We start from the raw sequence: 16167 nt of genomic DNA, 5'->3' as shown, positions 1-16167 counted from the left end.
CGGCGGCGCGCATCATGCACGTGGCATATCATGCGAGCGCGGCGCGGCCAATGTCGGCGATGCCCGCAACCACAACGTCGAGGAATTCAATGAGCCTTTCGATGTACGAAGCGTCGGTACCCGTGTTCGAGCGCGGACTCACGAACCTCCGCGCGATTCTGCACAAGGGGCAGGAACATGCGCACATGAAGAAGATCGACCCGGCCGTGCTGCTGGCAAGCCGCCTCTTTCCGGACATGCATCCGCTCACGCGCCAGATCCAGATCGCGGCGGATGCCGCCAAGTTTTGCGTGGCGCGTCTGGCTGCGCTCGATCCGCCCAAGTACGAGGACGTCGAGCGCACCTTCGACGAGCTCGACGCCCGTCTGGAGAAAACGATGGGCTACGTGCGCGGCATCGACGCCGCCGCGTTGGAGGGCAGTAAGGAACGCATCGTCAAATTGACGACGTCGACGAGCACGCTCGAGTTCTCGGGCTCCCGATATCTGCTGCATTTCGCGCTGCCCAACTTCTTCTTCCACATCACCACCGCGTACGACATTCTCCGGCACAACGGCGTGGAACTCGGCAAGTTCGACTACCTCGGACGCCCCGGGCAACCCGGGCAACAATAAAAATAGCCAGACCATGGCGCCGGCCGGCGAGATGCCCCCTGTCAGCGGGCCGGCGCTTCCTTCCGTTGTTCGCCGAACAACACGCTTTCTTTCAAAAAGCATTCAATTTCCGCGAATCGCCTCCTCCCTGTAAGACACCCGCACGTCACCGCTTTCGCGGACGACCGGATCGTCGTTCAGCCGGTGCGAAGCCGGCTTTTATGACGGAATATCGAAATGCCGGCGGCGGCTGTTATGCTGCGGCTCTGCATGCTTTCTTTCCCGGAGGCATCGGACAAGCGCGGCACGAAGCTTCCAAACAAGGCTTCAAAACAAGGCTTTCAATACGGCGATCGGCCACGTCCGGTTCCCGGTCCTGGCCTGCCACGTCGAGCGGCGAACGGTGAAACGGATCATGAATCTGCGTACTGAAACACGGTGCTTCTCGGATGTGTTCCTTCACTCGCAAGCCATTGCGAGCTGGAGTCAGCGCTACGATCAGATCAGCCCCGGCCTCGCGAATACCTCGCTGCGTCAGATCACGGGGCAGCGCTTCCAGGTGTTTCGCGAGCGGATGAACCAGCGCGTCATGCAGCACGGCTTCGCGCCGCGCAACCGGCTGTGCTTCGCCTTGCCGGTGGTGCATGCCGTCGCCCCGGTCGTCCAGGGGCGCGCGGTCAGTTGCCCCAGTCTTCTGACGCTGCGCGGCGGCGACGAATTCGTCGCCCACCTGCCCTGCGATACCGATGTAATCGCCTTCACTTTCGAACGCTCGCTCGTCACGGAGCGCGAGCAGGCGGCATTCGCCGATTTGCCCGAGCGCATACTGACGCAACCGGTGCTGCCGGTACCGAGCGAGCGCTACCGGGCAGCCGTGAGCGGGTTGGAGCAACTGCTTCATCAGGCGCTCGACGCCGAATCGCTCACACAGCGCGACGCGTTCGACGAAAAGGTGCTCGCGCATGGCATCGTTGGCATTCTGCTCGATCTGCTGCAGCCCGACGATTCCGAACAGCGCGCGCTGCCGCCGATGTCGACGCAGAGCTACATCGTGCGCAAGAGCCAGGAACTCGCGCTCGGCAGCGACGACGACGTCCTGACGGTTCTCGATCTCTGCCACCACCTGAAGATCAGCCGCCGAACGCTGCAATACAGCTTCCAGAACGTCGTCGGTACGACGCCGACAGCCTACCTCAGGTCGATCCGGCTCAATGCGGTCCGCCGCTTCCTGATGGCCACCCCCGCCTCGGTCCGCATCGGCGATGCGGCGGCACAGTACGGCTTTTCCCATTTCGGGCGTTTCTCGTACTACTACCAGCAGCACTTCCACGAGTTGCCATCGCAGACACGGCGGTCGCGATGATCGCCGCGCCCGCCCGACGATGCGCACTGGGGTAACTCCCAGGCAGCGCGAAACGCACGAATTGCCAATTGCGGACAAAGGTCCGGATTTCGTCGCCATAGAGTGGTTCGACGGTTATCCGGCCCGACCCAGCGGCCGGTCCTCCCAGGATGGCCGTCGAAGCGCGTCTGCATCGCGGAAACGTCATAGGATTTGCCAGAAAACCCTTTGCCGGCAACCTCGAACGCAGGGCTATGGACAAGGCATGCCGGAAGCGAGCTCGAACGAGCGGCCCGGTCACGAGGATCACCCATGAACGAAATATCGACCCGGCCCGCGGGCGGGCTCAGCAAAAACGCCGTCGGGCTGGCGCAGATCGTCTTTTTCGTCGTCGCCGCCGCGGCGCCGCTCACCGCAATGGTGGGCGCCACACCGGCCGCCTTTTCGCTCGGCAACGGCGCCGGGGTACCCGGCGTTTTCGTGCTGGCCGGCCTGATGTACCTCGTTTTCAGCATCGGCTATGCCGCGATGAGCCGCCACATCTCCAACGCCGGCGCGTTTTACGCGTATATCGCCAATGGCCTCGGACGGCCGCTCGGCGTGGGCGGCGCTTTCATCGCGATCGTGGCCTACAACGCCGTGCAGATCGCCATCTACAGCATGTTCGGTTTCTTTCTCAACAATGCCATCCAGCAGCACTATGGCCAGAACGTGCCATGGTGGGTATTCGCGCTGGCCTGCGCCGCAATCGTCCATTTTTGCGGCGCGAGGCAAATCGAATTCAGCGGGCGGCTGCTCGGCGTTCTGATGATCTGCGAGATCGGCATCGTGATGCTGCTCGATCTCGCGATCATCGTGCACGGCAGCGCAACAGGCGGCTTCAGCATGAAGCCTTTCAGTCCCTCGACGGTGCTCGCGCCCGGCCTGGGCACGGCGCTCGTTTTCGTTCTCGGCTCGTACATGGGCTTCGAGGCAACCGCCATTTTTTCGGAGGAGGCCCGCGACGCGAAGCGAACGATTCCGCGTGCGACGTACGTAGCCGTGCTTCTCATCATGGCGTTCTACGCACTCTCGTCCTGGGCGATCGTCGAGGCCTGGGGCGAAACCCACATCGCCTCGCAGGCAGCCAAAGATCCCGCCAATCTGTGGTTCACCGTCAGCGGGCGTCTGCTCGGCAATGCCGCCACCGATGCGATGAACGTATTGCTCGTCACGAGCCTGTTTGCAGCCATCCTCTCGTTCCACAACACGATCGCGCGCTACTTCTATGCGATGGGCCGCGAAGGGGTGCTTTGGCGACAGTTCGGACACACGAGCCCCGTCCATTGCTGCCCGGACGTTGCCGGGAAAGTTCAGACGGCGATCGCACTCGCATCCATCGTCGGCTCCGCCGCGTTCCGGCTCGATCCGTTCGCGATCGTCTTCTCGTGGATGAGTGCGCTCGCAACGATCGGCATCATCGCCGTGCAGATCCTCGTGGCAGCATCGGTGATCGCCTTCTTCGCCCGCGATCATCGCGATGCGGGAATCGTGCACCGGCTGATTGCGCCGCTCGTGAGCGTCGTCGCGCTCGGCGCGTGCCTCGTCCTCGTCGTGCGCAACCTCTCGGTGCTGAGCGGCTCCGATTCGACGCTCGTCGCGCTTTTCCCCTACCTCGTTCTCGCTACCGGCACGTTCGGCGTCTGGGCCGCATTGCGCTTGAAGCGCAACGACCCGGCGCTGTATCAGGACCTCGGGCGCGCCGTTCAGTAACCGAACACGCAGTCGGACGCGCACGGCCGCCGCGGCCCGTGCGTGCGCCCGCGCGCGCTCGTTGCATCCACCGCCGCAACGCCTCGGGTATCCCCTATTACCGCCAGCCCGCAGCGATTGCCAAAAGCGGACAAGCCTCGGGATTTCATCGACATAGAGTGGTACTCGAAGTCGGCCGGACGCCACCTTGCACGCCTCGCGCGAAGCCGGCGCCGTCGAAGCGATCCGGCGACGCGTTCCCTCAGCCATGCGGACATCATGATGAAACTCGACAACCTGATCGCCGGCCGCCGCTGCAAAGCAGCGTCCGGCCGCTACCTGGAAAAATACGCGCCGGCTACCGGCGAAATGCTGGCGCTCGTGCCGGCCTCGGGCGCCGACGATGTCGGGCGCGCCGTTCATGCCGCGCACACCGCGCTGCACGAGGGCCCTTGGGCTCGTATGGGCGGAGCCGCCCGCGCGGCCGCGATACACCGGCTCGCCGACCTTCTCGAACGCCACACCGATGCCCTCGTGATGCTCCTGGCGCAGGAGCAAGGGCGCCCCCCTGCCGAAATGCGCATGATGGACGTGCCACTGTGCATCGACACGCTGCGCTACTTCGCGGGATGGGCCGACAAGCTCGAGGGGCGGACGATCCCAACCGACGGCTTCATGGGCCGTCCGACGCTCAACTACACCTTGCGCGCGCCAGTGGGCGTTGCCGGGCAGATCATCCCGTGGAACGCGCCCTTGATGATCGCCGTATGGAAGCTGGCACCGGCACTCGCCGCCGGCTGCACCGTCGTCATCAAGCCGTCGGAGGACGCGCCGCTCGCCGTCGCGAGACTAGGCGAGCTCGCTTGCGAAGCCGGCATTCCCGACGGTGTCGTCAACGTGGTTCACGGAGCCGGCGCCGAAGTCGGCCCCGCACTCGTCGCCCATCCGCGCGTCAGCAAGATCAGTTTCACCGGCAGCACCGAAGTCGGCTGTGCGATCGCCAGCGAAGCGGCGAAAACCTTCAAGCGCGTCACGCTCGAGCTTGGCGGCAAGGCTGCGCAGATCGTCTTTTCCGATGCCGATCTCGAAACCGCCATTCCCGCTTTGGCGATGGGTATGTTCGCCAACCAGGGGCAAACGTGCGCCGCCGGATCGAGAGTGCTGGTCCACCGCTCGCTCGCGCCGACCGTGGAGGCGAAGCTCGCCGATGCGGCTCGCACGATCCGCGTGGGCCCACCCTCGGAGCCCACCGCGCAGATGGGCGCGCTCATCAGCCAACGTCACCTCGAGCGCGTGCGCGCGCATATAGACGGAGCGCTCGCCGAAGGCGCGGTCGTACTGGCAGGCGACGAGGCGGTGCCGCCGCGCGGCTGGTTCGTCAGACCGACGATTCTCGGCGGTGTGCATCCCGGCATGCGCATCGCCCGCGAGGAAGTGTTCGGTCCCGTGGGCATGGTCATGCCGTTCGACAGCGAAGACGAGGCGGTCCACATCGCGAACGACACGTCGTTCGGGCTTTCGGCGTCCCTCTGGACGCGAAATCTCGGCACCGCCCATCGGGTCGCGCAACGTCTGCACGTGGGTGCCGTCGCCATCAACGCCTGGAGCCCGCTCGATCCTCGCCTGCCCTGGGGCGGCGTGAAGCATAGCGGGACCGGAAGGGATCTGTCGCGCGCCGCACTCGATTCGTATCTCGAAGAGAAAGTCGTCACCGCTGCGCTCTGAGCGCACGGAAACCGGCGACCGATGCGGTCGCTCCCGTGCAGTATTCCGAAGCACTTCACGAGTACCAACAAACACCATGAGCTATCAAAATCGTCAAAAGCGTTTCTGGCATCCCATGAGTTCCGCAGCCGCCGGACACTCCACACCCACCGTCGTGATCGCCCGAGGAGAGGGCAATTACGTCTTCGACGTCGACGGGCAGAGGATGCTCGACGGCGTCGGCGGATTGTGGAACGTCAATGTCGGCCATAACCGGCCCGAAGTCAAAGCGGCAATCGCGCGCCAAATGGACGAATTGTCGTACTACCAGACGTTCGACGGCGTAGCCCATCCGCGCGTCTACGATCTCGCCGATCGCCTCTGCGCGATGTTCGAAGCGGAGGACATGCAACGCGTGATGTTCGGCAGCGGCGGCTCGGACGCGGTCGAAACCGCTTTGAAGATGGCACGCCAGTATTGGGTCGCGGCAGGCGAGCCGTCGCGCACGAAGTTCATTTCGCTGCGCAACGGTTATCACGGCGTGCATATCGGCGGCACGTCGGTGGGTGGCAATGGCGTATATCACTATAACCACGGCCCATTGTTGCCTGGGTGCGTATTGCTCGACACGCCCTGGCTCTATCGCAACCCGTGGGGCTGCGAAGATCCTGCTCAGCTCGTCGAGCACTGCATCCGGCAGTTCGAGGAGGCCATCGCGTTCCATGGCCCCCAAACGATCGCGGCATTCATTGCGGAGCCCGTGCAAGGCGCCGGCGGCCTGATCGTGCCGCCGGCCGCGTATTGGCCTCGTGTTCGCGAAGTCTGCGACCGACACGGCATTCTTCTGATAGCCGACGAAGTCGTCACCGGATTCGGCCGCACGGGCAGCATGCTCGGCAGCCGCGGATGGAAGGTAGCCGCCGACATCCTGTGCCTCGCCAAGGGCATCTCGGCGGGATATGTGCCGCTCGGCGCGACGATGTACAACGGACGGATCGCGCAGGCAATCGAGCATGGACAAGGCTTCTCTCATGTGGTGATGCACGGCTATACGTATAGCGGCCACCCGCTCGCCTGTGCAGCGTCCCTCGCCGTACTCGACATCGTCGAAGCCGAAAATCTGCCGGCCAACGCCGCGCGAGTCGGCAAGTATCTGCTCGAGCAACTGCTGCCATTGAGAGAGGAATTCGAGACAGTGGGCGATGTGCGCGGCAAGGGTCTCATGCTGGCGCTCGACCTGGTGACCGACAAGGCCAGCCGAACACCGCTCGATCCGAACGAAGGCTTCGCGGCGCGCGTAGCCGATTCCGCGCGCCGGCGCGGCGTGCTGGTTCGCGCCATCGCGAACAAGGTCGTCATCTCGCCACCGCTCACGCTCGAACTCGGCGAAGCCGACTTCATGGCGGGAACGCTTCGCGAAGCATTGCACGAGTGCTGCCGGAGCGTCTGTTCCGCCCATTGATCGCGTCCTGTCGAAACGCGCATCGACGGCCCACCGGCCATCGGTGCGCGAGACGCCGGCCCGCAATTCGAAACCTCGCACTCGATTGACCAGAGGGGAAACCAATGGAAGTCCAGACTGTCGATTACGCACCCGACAAATACCCGTTCGTGGTGAGACTGCTTCACTGGCTCAGAGCGATTCTGATCGGCGCGCAACTATGGACCGGATGGCACATGGTTCGGTTGGGCGACAACGTGGCCACGAAATACGACTGGTACTACCCCACGCATAAGGAATTTGGCGTGCTCACGCTGCTGGTTGTTCTGACGCAACTGGCAATCCGTGCCCGGACCGCACCGCTTTCGCTGCCCTCCGGATTGCCGGCATGGGAAAAGAAGAGCGCGAAGACCGCTCATCGCCTTCTGTACCTATTGGCAATCGTCGTTCCGCTGATGGGCTATTCCATGTCCAGCACCTATACGCAAAGCGACGGCGTGCCGTTCTTCATCGGCCAGTTGCCCGAACTGCTTCCCAAAAACGACAACTGGTTTGCCGTATTTCAATGGCTGCATAGAACGCTCGCCTATACCCTGCTCGCACTCATCGTCTTGCATATCGCCGGCGCATTGAGACACCGGCTTTTCGATCCTGACCGCCGAAACGATGTCTTGCGGCGAATCCTGTAATCCGCCGCAAGGCCGTCACTCAACCGCCCCCCTCCTTCCGGATGTGGAGATCTCGATGAAAAAAAATATTCCGGCCCTCGCGGCCGCGAGCCTGGCCGCTTTCAGCACGGCTGGTCATGCGCAGAATGCCGTCACGCTATATGGTTTGATCGACGAAGGCATTAATTTCACGACCAATGCCGCCGGAAGCCGCACCTACCAGATGGTGAGCGGCAATACCATCGCCAGCTTTTGGGGATTGAAGGGATCCGAGGATCTCGGCGGAGGACTCTCCGCAATCTTCGTGTTGGAAAACGCCTTTAATGCAAGCAACGGAAACGTCGGACTCGCATCACGCATGTTCGGACGGCAGGCCTACGTGGGATTGACTTCGGACCGATACGGCACACTCACGTTCGGACGCCAATACGATCCCACGGTCGACATGTGGAGCCCCTTTACGGCCGCGGGGAGTTGGGGGGGAGACTTCAGTGCACACCCATACGATAACGACAATTCCGACCTCGATTACCGGATTCAGAACAGCGTCAAGTACGTTTCGCCGGCCTACGCCGGTTTCAAGGGCGAAGTGCTGTACGGCTTCAGCAACCAGGCCGGGGGATTTGCTCGGAACCGCGTGTACAGCGCTTCCGCTCAATATCAGATGGCGGCGTTCTCCGCAGCCGTCGCCTACCTCAGGACGAACAACGCGGGCACCAGCGCCGCCGGCGCACTGTCGAGCGACGATGCGGTATTCGTCGGCGAGACTCATCAAAACATCGACGTGGCACTGTCGTACAAGTTCAACGACAAGCTCACCGTCTCGGCAGCCTACTCCCATGTCGACGTGTACAAGCCGAGCGCGAATCTCTACTTCGCCAATCAGCCCGCATCGGGCAGCCAGAATGCGTGGAAGTTCGATAACTTCGAAATCAATGGCCAGTATTTCTTCGAGCCCAATTTTTGGCTCGGCGCAGCCTACACCTTTACGCACGCACGTGTCACGGCCACGTCGGGTGACGCGTCGCCGAGCTGGCACCACGTTTCGCTCACGCTCGACTACGACCTCAGCAAGCGGACATCGGTGTACATCCAGGGTGCTTATCAGCGCGCAACCGGGAAAACGGGAACGGATTTCGATCGCGCGCGCATCATCGGGTCGGCCGGTGCATCGTCGGGCGGCAATCAAATGGCCTACCGCGTAGCGATGATTCATCGCTTCTGATTCCCCTGTCACGACGGCGGCGCCGATCATTCGGCCCGCTCGACCTCGCACATCGACCGCTCTCCCAGAAGCAGGCGCTCGAGGTTGTCCCGAATCTCGCGTTTCATTTCCGATATCAACGTCTGGCGGCGCCGGAAGGCCGCGCGCTTGTTCGACGGGACATCGTCTATCGTGCGATGAGGCGGGATCAGCGGCAACACGAAGCGATCGCCGATCCGGACGCCCCCCATCTCCTGCCAGAAGGCGTCGTAATCCGATCTGAACGCGTTGGCATTCGCTGTCGATATATGGAAGGCACGGGTCACCGCCGTCAGTGCGCGAATGTCAAGCAGGCCGCACAATGCGCAAATCGCCTCCATGACCGCCGCCTTCGGCCGCAACCCGTAATTCGCCCGGGTGACCGAACGCACGCGCTCGCGGGCTTCGCCCGCCGGGCCCTGCAAGCCGCCGATGAAAAGCTCGGGCGCGTGGCCGTCAGGCCGCTGCTCGATCGTGAGCGTTGCCCACGCGAGATCCACCCCGGTTGCAATGTCGGTACATGCGACCGTCAGGAATCCCTCGCGCCGGCAGCGCGTGACCGTTTTGAGCACGATCGTGAAATCGGGAGACGTGGCCAGCACGATCCGCTCGTGGCGCAAATACAGCCGCTCGGCGATCGGCTCGCCGAACAATCGGCCCATGAACGTGAAATGGTCGCGCATCATCGCAACGCGTGCCACTGCGTCGAGATGTCGGCGCACCAGGCCATGAAACGGCTGCTCCGCGAAACGCCGATCCTGCCGCGCCATATCGACGAGAAAACGGTTCTGCGAAAGCGCCTTGAACCAGCAGTACGCGGCACCGGGATAAAGCGCCGCGTAGAGCCATATGCGCAGCCTGCGAAAACGCGACTTCGCGTCGTGACCCGGTATGAACGTGGAAAGGAGGGCCGACGTATCGGCCAATAGTTTGATCACTGCTCGCATGAAAGAGTCAGTCCGATACGTTCGTCAGAGGAGGGCGGGCGACGCTCGAGCTCGACGTGTCCGTTTGCCCGTCCCATCCTCCGCCGAGCGCCTTGTTCAACGCGACGTAATGGACGGCGAGCAAAACCTCGCTCTGGATAAGTGCGTCCTGCAGTTGATAGAGCGAGCGCTCCGCGGTCAGGACTTCGAGAAAGCCGGTCGCACCCGTCCGGTACAGCAAGTGGGCAAGGTCCGAAGACGTCCGATAAGACGCAACGGCTGCCTGCTGCGCCGCGATGCGCTCGGTCTCCCGGGACAAAGCAACGCTCGCATCCTCCACATCCTTCAGCGCGATCAAGACGGCCTGACGATAGGCGACGAAAGACTGGTCCTGCTCGGCGCGAGCCACCTCGACACCCGCCTTGAGCCTGCCGCCGTTGAAAATCGGAACCGTGATGGACGGCCCGAACGACCAGCCGATCGACGAGCGCCGGCTCAACTCGCCGGGCCGCGCACCCGTGGTCACGATGCTTCCGACGAGGTTGACGCTGGGATAACGCGCAGCCTCGGCCTGCCCCACCCGTGCAGTGGATTGCGCGTATCGGCGCTCCGCCAGCCGCACATCAGGGCGCGTCAGCAGCACGTCGGCGGGCACGCCAATGGCAATGGGCAACCGTGGCGCGGGAAGCGGCGCGGCTTCGCTCATTCGCTGCAGCAGCGCCTCGGGAGTTCGCCCCGACAACACGGAAAGGCCGTGCACCGCTTGCGTGTAGGCCGCCTCGAGCGCCGGCACCGCCGCGAGCGTCGTTTGCGCCTGTCCCGTCGCATTGGCGGCGTCGAGCCCTGACGTGGCGCCCGCTTCGTACCGGAGCTGCGTGATGCGCGCGGTTTCCTGCTGCGATGCCGCAGTGCTCCGAGCCAGCGCAAGCCGCGCCTGGTAACCGCGCGCCTGTACGTAGGAGGACGCCACGTCGCCGATCAACGTAAGCTGCGTCGCCATCAATGCCCATTGCGCCGCGTCGACGCCGTACTTCGCCGCCTCCGTCGCGCGACGGTTGGCGCCGAAAAGGTCCAATTCCCAGCTCGCGTCGAATCCCGCCTGAAACAGCTCGCTCGAACCGGCCGACAGGCCTGATCCGCTCGCGCCGCTCCGATCGCCCGACGAGCTGCCGGGAGCACCCGACGACAGCCGGCGGCTCGCGCCGCCGGAACGCGTCCCGGAAACAGCCCCCTTCAGCGCAGGGAACATCGTTGCGCCGGCCTGCCGATACATCGCGCGCGCCTCGCGCACTTTCGCCTGCGCGCTCGCAACGTCGAGATTGCCGGCCACTGCCTCGTCGACGAGCGCGTCGAGCAGCGGATCACCGAGCCGAGTCCACCATCGCGCGAGCTCGGGCCGGCCTGCCGAGGTCTGCCCTCCCGCCGAGGACCAGGCGTCGGGTACGGGCAAAGCCGTCGGACGGTAATCGGGGCCAACGGTGCAGCTCGCGAGCGCAAAGCATGCTGCGAGGGCTCCCGCCGCGCATACGCCGGCACGCGATGGGCCGTGCTTCGTCCGGCAAGCCGATATAGTTGTTCTCACAACGATCCCGGCAATCGGTCTCATCGCCTTCATCGCGCTCATCGCGCCTCTCCCCCGTCATCCTTCCGATCGTTTGGCGTGTCCTGCCCGGACCCGCCCCCTGCTCCGACATGGCCCGAAGCCCGCGGCGAACCGCCAAACGCCATGCGCACCGCTACGAAAAACAAGGGAATGACGAGCGCGCCCACGGCTGTCGAGGCAATCATTCCGCCCATTACGCCAATACCGATCGAGTGCTGCGCGCCCGACCCCGCCCCCGTTGCGAGCACGAGCGGCGCAACCCCGAGAATGAACGCCAGCGATGTCATGAGAATCGGGCGCAGGCGCTGTATCGCTGCCCCGATGGCCGCATCCACGGCCCGCTCGCCCTGCGCCTCGCGCTCCAGCGCGAACTCGACGATGAGAATCGCGTTCTTCGCCGCCAGGCCGATCGTCGTCAGCAATCCCACCTTGAAATAGATGTCGTTGGTCTGCCCGAATGCCAGCGCGGCCAATACGGCGCCGGCGATGCCGATCGGCGCGGCGAGCATCACCGCGAGCGGGATCGACCAGCTCTCGTACAGCGCCGCGAGACACAGGAACACCACCAGCGCCGACATCACATAGAGCGCGGTGGCCTGGTCGCGCGACAGTCGCTCCTGCCATGACAGCCCGGTCCATTCGTGGCGGTATCCGGCGGGCAATTGCGAGACGAGGCGGTCCACCTCCCGCATGGCCGCACCGGAGCTCACGCCCGGCGCAGCCTCGCCCTGAATCTGCACCGCGGCGCGGCCGTTGTAGCGCTCGAGTTGCGTCGGGCTCAGCGCCCATCTGCTCCGCACAAACGACGAGAACGGCACCATCTCGCCGCCTCCGTTGCGCACGAACCAGTGGTCGATATCGCCCGGCTGCATCCGGAAATCCGCAACGGACTGCAGGTAAACCTTCTTCACACGGCCGCGATCGATGAAGTCGTTGACGTAATCACCTCCCCACGCGACCGACAGCGTGGTATTGACGTCATGCAGACTCAGCCCGAGCGCACTCGCCTTCTCCTGATCGATATCGACGACGAACTGGGGTGCGGCCTCCTGGCCGGCCGGCCGCGTGTTGCTTAGCAGCGGGCTGCGCGAGGCGGCGGCCAGCACGCGGTCACGCATGGCGGCGAGCCGGTCACGCCCCGTGCCGTTGCTGTCTTCCAGGTAGAAGTCGAAACCGTTCGACGTTCCCATCTCCTCGATCGCGGGAGGCAGCAGCGCATACACCTGCGCATCGGTGATCCGCTCGAAAGCCGCCGTCGCACGCTGCGCCACGGCCTCCGCCGAGAGGCGCGCCGCGCGCCGTTCGGCGAAGGGCTTCAGCCGCACGAACGCGAGCCCCACGTTCTGTCCCGACCCGCTGAAGCCGAAGCCCTCGATCGTCATGACGCCCTCGACCGCATCGCGCTCCTCGCTCAGGTAGTAGCGCGTCACCTCGTCGAGCACGCGCGCCGTCCTGTCGCGCAGCGCGCCCGTGGGCAACTGCACCGCGGTCATTACGATTCCCTGGTCCTCCACGGGCAGGAAGGAGCCGGGCAGGCGGCCGAACAACCAGGCAAGCACCCCAAGGGAGACAACGAAGGCGATGAGTATTCGATTGCCGCGAGCCAGTACGCCCCGCACACCGGTGCCGTAAGCCGCGACGCCGCGCTCGAACGTGGAGTCGAACCATCTCCCGAGGCCGCGCCGCCCGCCATGCGCCTCGCGCGGCCGCAGCAACGTTGCGCACAGCGCAGGGGTGAGAATCAGCGCGACGAGCACCGACAGCAGCATGGACGTGACGATCGTGACGGAGAACTGCCGATAAATGACGCCGGTGGCCCCGGAGAAGAACGCCATCGGCACGAACACGGCGGACAGAACCGTCGCGATGCCCACGAGCGCCCCGGTGATCTCCTTCATCGACTTGCGCGTCGCCTCGCGCGGCGAGAGGCCTTCTTCGGCCATGACGCGCTCGACGTTCTCGACGACGACGATCGCGTCGTCGATCAGCAGTCCGATGGACAGCACCATGGCGAACATCGTCAGGGTGTTGATCGAATAGCCGGCGGCCGCAAGCACGCCCCACGTGCCGAGCAGCACCACCGGAATCGCCAGTGCCGGGATCAGCGTGGCACGCACGCTCCGCAGGAACACGAGCATCACGATGAAGACCAGGACGACGGCCTCCAGCAGCGTCTTCACGACCCCCTTGATCGAATGCGTCACGAAGGGCGTCGTATCGTACGGGTAGAACACCTTCACCCCTGCGGGCAGCGTGCCGGAAAGCGCGTGGATCGACGCCTTGACGGCCCGGGCGACGGTGATCGCGTTCGCATCGGCCGCGAGGTTGATGCCGAGGCCCGAAGCCGGCATGCCGTTGTAGCGCGAGCTGTAGGTGTAGTTCTCCGCGCCGAGCTCGACCCGTGCGACATCGCGCAGGCGGACGATCGCGCCGTCAGCCCCGCTCTTCACGATGACGTTGCCGAACTGTTCCGGCGTCTGCAGGCGACTGCGCGCGGTAACCGTCGCATTGAGCTGCTGCCCCGGGCGCGCCGGCTGAGCGCCCAACTGCCCGGCCGACACCTGCGTGTTCTGCGCCCTCAGCGACGCTTCGATGTCCGCCGGCATCAACGCATAGTGCGCCAGCCGGGTAGGGTCGAGCCAGATCCGCATCGCGTATGGCGAGCCGAACAACTGGGTATTGCCGACGCCGGGCACGCGCTTGATCGTGTCGTTGAGCGTGCTCGCCACGTAATCGTCGAGGTCGGCGGAAGACAGCCGGCCATCGGTCGATACGAACCCGATCACCATCAGGAAGCTCGCCGACGATTTCGTCACCGAGAGGCCCGAGGCCTGTACGATCTGCGGCAATTGCGAGGTGACGAGCTGCAGCTTGTTTTGCACCTGCATCTGAGCCACGTCAGCATTGGCGTCCTGGGTGAAGGTCAACCTGACTTCGACCTCGCCTGTCGAGTTGGAGGTCGCCGACATGTACTGCAGGTTGTCGAGCCCCGTCATTCCCTGCTCGATGACGCGCGTGACCGAATTCTCGATCGTCTGCGCATCCGCACCGGGATAGCTGGCCATGACGGATATGGTGGTGGGCGCGATTTCCGGGTATTGCGCCACGGCAAGCGTGCGCAGTGCGAGCAGCCCGCCGAGCATGACGACGATCGCGATGACCCATGCGAACACGGGCCGCTTGATGAAAAATTCCGACATGGCGCCCTCAACCGCGATTGGGCTGCCGATCTCGGCTCAGCAGGGGACGGCCGGAAGCAGGTGCGCCCGCGTCGCGGACCCCGGCTAGCGGAGCTGCCGGACGGATCGCGCCCGTCGCGGTATCGATCTCGACCCGCCGCGTGACGACGGCGTCGCCCTCGCGCACGCGCTGGCCGCCTTCGACGATCACCTGATCGCCATCTAATACGGCCTTATCGACGAGCCAGTCGTTGCCGTACTGCCGCGCACCGCCCAGCGCCAGTTGAACGACTTTCCCCTCTCGTACGACGAGCGCCGTCGCCTCGCCGCGAAGGTCCCGGCTCACGGCGCGCTGAGGTACCAGAAATGCGCGCGGGATCGTCCCTTCATCGACGACGGCCCGCACATACATGCCCGGAAGCAGGAGGCGGGCGGGATTGCGCAGGACGGCCCGCAACACGAAGGTACCCGTCGCCGGACTCACGTTCGATTCGGAGAACTCCAGTCGCCCGCCAAGCGGATAGGTCGTGCCGTTCTCGAGCTTGAGCTTCACCTCCACGCCCCCGCCCGCGGATCGCAAGCGCCCCGCTTCGAGCGCCTCGCGCATATCCAGAAAGCTCATGCTCGACTGCGTCAGATCGACGTTGATCGGATCGATCTGGCGGATCGTGGTCAAGGCCGTGGCCTGACCGGCCGTGACGAGCGCCCCGGCCGTGAGCGACGACTTGTCGATGCGGCCCGAGATCGGCGCCCGAATCGTCGTATAGTCGAGCGCGATCTTCGCCGCCTCGACGTTTGCCCCCGCCGCTCGCACACTGGCACGGGCCTGGGCAAGAACGTCCTGGGCATCGTCGTACTCCTGCTGACTGACGGCATTGCGCTTCACCAGCGCGCTGTATCGATCGGCCTTTGCCTGCGCCGCCGGCACGGCGGACTCCGCCTTTTGTAACGCGGCAAGCGCGCTGTCGTACGCCGCCTGATAAGTCATCGGGTCGATCTGGTAGAGGGCCTCGCCCTCCCGGACATCGCTGCCTTCGCGAAAAAACCGCTGCTTGATGATGCCGGTGACCTGGGGGCGTACCTCCGCTTCCAGCGAGGCCACCACGCGTCCCGGCAGTTCGGTGGAAAGCGGCACCGACTGGGCGCGCAGTACGACAACGCTGACCTGCGCGCGCGCGCTCGTCTGCCCGGCCGGCTCGCCGTGCTCCTTGCACGCGCCAAGCGACAGCAACGCGAGCAGCGTTGCAGCCTTCGCCGTTCTCCAGTTGTTCTTCATCTCCAACAAAGCGACTCCCGTAGCCATGGTTGATCCGGCTCGCCATCGGGCGCGCCCGGCAGCGGGCGCTTCCGTTCGCCGATGCGGGCACTATCGAAGCTGCCCGATCGTAGGACCGCAGTGCCGAGATCGTGTGGAGACGTTATGGAGATCGGGTGGAGATCAGTCGCCGGCCTCGCAGGGCTCGTACATTTGCATGAACATCGCGTCGGACATGGGCCAGGAGACCCCGCTTGAATCGGTGACGATCCAATCGCCCAGATCGACACTGCGCCAGCCGTCGGGCGTCGGGATTCGCCATCCCCCTTCGAATGCGTCCACGAGCGGATGGCGCCCGGGCTGGTCGTACCGTATTGCCTCGACGATTGCCGATTTTTTTATGTATTTCACAAAACATCCTGTCGTTGCGGTTCAAGCGAGCGGACCCCGGTTCGCGCTCTTGGCAGGCGATCGAACGTAAC

12 protein-coding genes are annotated in these 16167 nt (G+C 64.5%); 7 read left to right on the top strand and 5 right to left on the bottom strand.

Features of this window, described 5'->3' with window-relative positions; all coding sequences use genetic code 11:
• The first annotated feature begins 89 nt into the window (after nt 1-89).
• From U0034_RS28755 to U0034_RS28725, 7 genes are all read left to right on the top strand, one after another.
• Nucleotides 90-614: a DUF1993 domain-containing protein gene (locus tag U0034_RS28755; protein ID WP_085227321.1), complete on the top strand. Its 525-nt coding sequence runs from the start codon at nt 90-92 to the stop codon at nt 612-614.
• A gap of 394 nt (nt 615-1008) precedes the next feature.
• Nucleotides 1009-1956, top strand: coding sequence for a helix-turn-helix domain-containing protein (locus U0034_RS28750; RefSeq protein WP_085227322.1), 948 nt, complete (start codon nt 1009-1011; stop codon nt 1954-1956).
• A 291-nt stretch (nt 1957-2247) separates the two neighbouring features.
• A complete protein-coding gene (locus tag U0034_RS28745) occupies nt 2248-3687 on the top strand; it encodes an APC family permease (RefSeq protein WP_085227323.1) in 1440 nt (479 codons plus the stop codon).
• Between the two features lie 258 nt (nt 3688-3945).
• Nucleotides 3946-5391, top strand: a complete 1446-nt coding sequence (locus tag U0034_RS28740; RefSeq protein WP_085227324.1) for an aldehyde dehydrogenase family protein — start codon at nt 3946-3948, stop codon at nt 5389-5391.
• A 76-nt stretch (nt 5392-5467) separates the two neighbouring features.
• On the top strand, nt 5468-6832 hold the full coding sequence (locus tag U0034_RS28735; protein WP_085227325.1) for an aspartate aminotransferase family protein: 1365 nt from the start codon (nt 5468-5470) through the stop codon (nt 6830-6832).
• 104 nt (nt 6833-6936) lie between these two features.
• Complete coding sequence (locus tag U0034_RS28730; protein ID WP_085227326.1) at nt 6937-7500, top strand: cytochrome b; 564 nt, start codon at nt 6937-6939, stop codon at nt 7498-7500.
• Nucleotides 7501-7555: 55 nt separating this feature from the next.
• The gene (locus tag U0034_RS28725; protein ID WP_085227662.1) at nt 7556-8704 is read left to right on the top strand and encodes a porin; all 1149 of its coding nucleotides are present in this window, start codon (nt 7556-7558) and stop codon (nt 8702-8704) included.
• A 26-nt stretch (nt 8705-8730) separates the two neighbouring features.
• Here U0034_RS28725 and U0034_RS28720 read toward each other — a convergent pair whose 3' ends face one another.
• From U0034_RS28720 to U0034_RS28700, 5 genes are all read right to left on the bottom strand, one after another.
• Entirely contained in the window at nt 8731-9669 is a 939-nt protein-coding gene (locus tag U0034_RS28720) for a VirK/YbjX family protein (RefSeq protein ID WP_085227327.1), read from the bottom strand.
• A gap of 7 nt (nt 9670-9676) precedes the next feature.
• The gene (locus U0034_RS28715) at nt 9677-11218 is read right to left on the bottom strand and encodes an efflux transporter outer membrane subunit (RefSeq protein WP_386092507.1); all 1542 of its coding nucleotides are present in this window, start codon (nt 11216-11218) and stop codon (nt 9677-9679) included.
• 50 nt (nt 11219-11268) lie between these two features.
• On the bottom strand, nt 11269-14451 hold the full coding sequence (locus tag U0034_RS28710) for an efflux RND transporter permease subunit (RefSeq protein ID WP_085227328.1): 3183 nt from the start codon (nt 14449-14451) through the stop codon (nt 11269-11271).
• 7 nt (nt 14452-14458) lie between these two features.
• Nucleotides 14459-15733 carry an efflux RND transporter periplasmic adaptor subunit gene (locus U0034_RS28705; RefSeq protein ID WP_233211889.1) on the bottom strand — a complete coding sequence of 425 codons (1275 nt, stop codon included), beginning with the start codon at nt 15731-15733 and terminating at the stop codon, nt 14459-14461.
• Between the two features lie 135 nt (nt 15734-15868).
• On the bottom strand, nt 15869-16096 hold the full coding sequence (locus tag U0034_RS28700; RefSeq protein WP_085227330.1) for a hypothetical protein: 228 nt from the start codon (nt 16094-16096) through the stop codon (nt 15869-15871).
• Between the last annotated feature and the right edge of the window lie 71 nt (nt 16097-16167).

Origin of the sequence: Trinickia caryophylli (assembly GCF_034424545.1) — a bacterium.
GTDB lineage: Bacteria > Pseudomonadota > Gammaproteobacteria > Burkholderiales > Burkholderiaceae > Trinickia > Trinickia caryophylli.
Note: the sequence above shows the minus strand (reverse complement) of the source record. Positions and strands in the feature narration are given on the sequence as shown.

What these genes read in the sequence shown, in the direction of transcription:
- U0034_RS28755 (WP_085227321.1), top strand. Translation starts at nt 90, where the DNA reads ATGAGCCTTTCGATGTACGAAGCGTCGGTACCCGTGTTCGAGCGCGGA.
- U0034_RS28750 (WP_085227322.1), top strand. Translation starts at nt 1,009, where the DNA reads ATGAATCTGCGTACTGAAACACGGTGCTTCTCGGATGTGTTCCTTCAC.
- U0034_RS28745 (WP_085227323.1), top strand. Translation starts at nt 2,248, where the DNA reads ATGAACGAAATATCGACCCGGCCCGCGGGCGGGCTCAGCAAAAACGCC.
- U0034_RS28740 (WP_085227324.1), top strand. Translation starts at nt 3,946, where the DNA reads ATGATGAAACTCGACAACCTGATCGCCGGCCGCCGCTGCAAAGCAGCG.
- U0034_RS28735 (WP_085227325.1), top strand. Translation starts at nt 5,468, where the DNA reads ATGAGCTATCAAAATCGTCAAAAGCGTTTCTGGCATCCCATGAGTTCC.
- U0034_RS28730 (WP_085227326.1), top strand. Translation starts at nt 6,937, where the DNA reads ATGGAAGTCCAGACTGTCGATTACGCACCCGACAAATACCCGTTCGTG.
- U0034_RS28725 (WP_085227662.1), top strand. Translation starts at nt 7,556, where the DNA reads ATGAAAAAAAATATTCCGGCCCTCGCGGCCGCGAGCCTGGCCGCTTTC.
- U0034_RS28720 (WP_085227327.1), bottom strand. Translation starts at nt 9,669, where the DNA reads ATGCGAGCAGTGATCAAACTATTGGCCGATACGTCGGCCCTCCTTTCC.
- U0034_RS28710 (WP_085227328.1), bottom strand. Translation starts at nt 14,451, where the DNA reads ATGTCGGAATTTTTCATCAAGCGGCCCGTGTTCGCATGGGTCATCGCG.
- U0034_RS28705 (WP_233211889.1), bottom strand. Translation starts at nt 15,733, where the DNA reads ATGGCTACGGGAGTCGCTTTGTTGGAGATGAAGAACAACTGGAGAACG.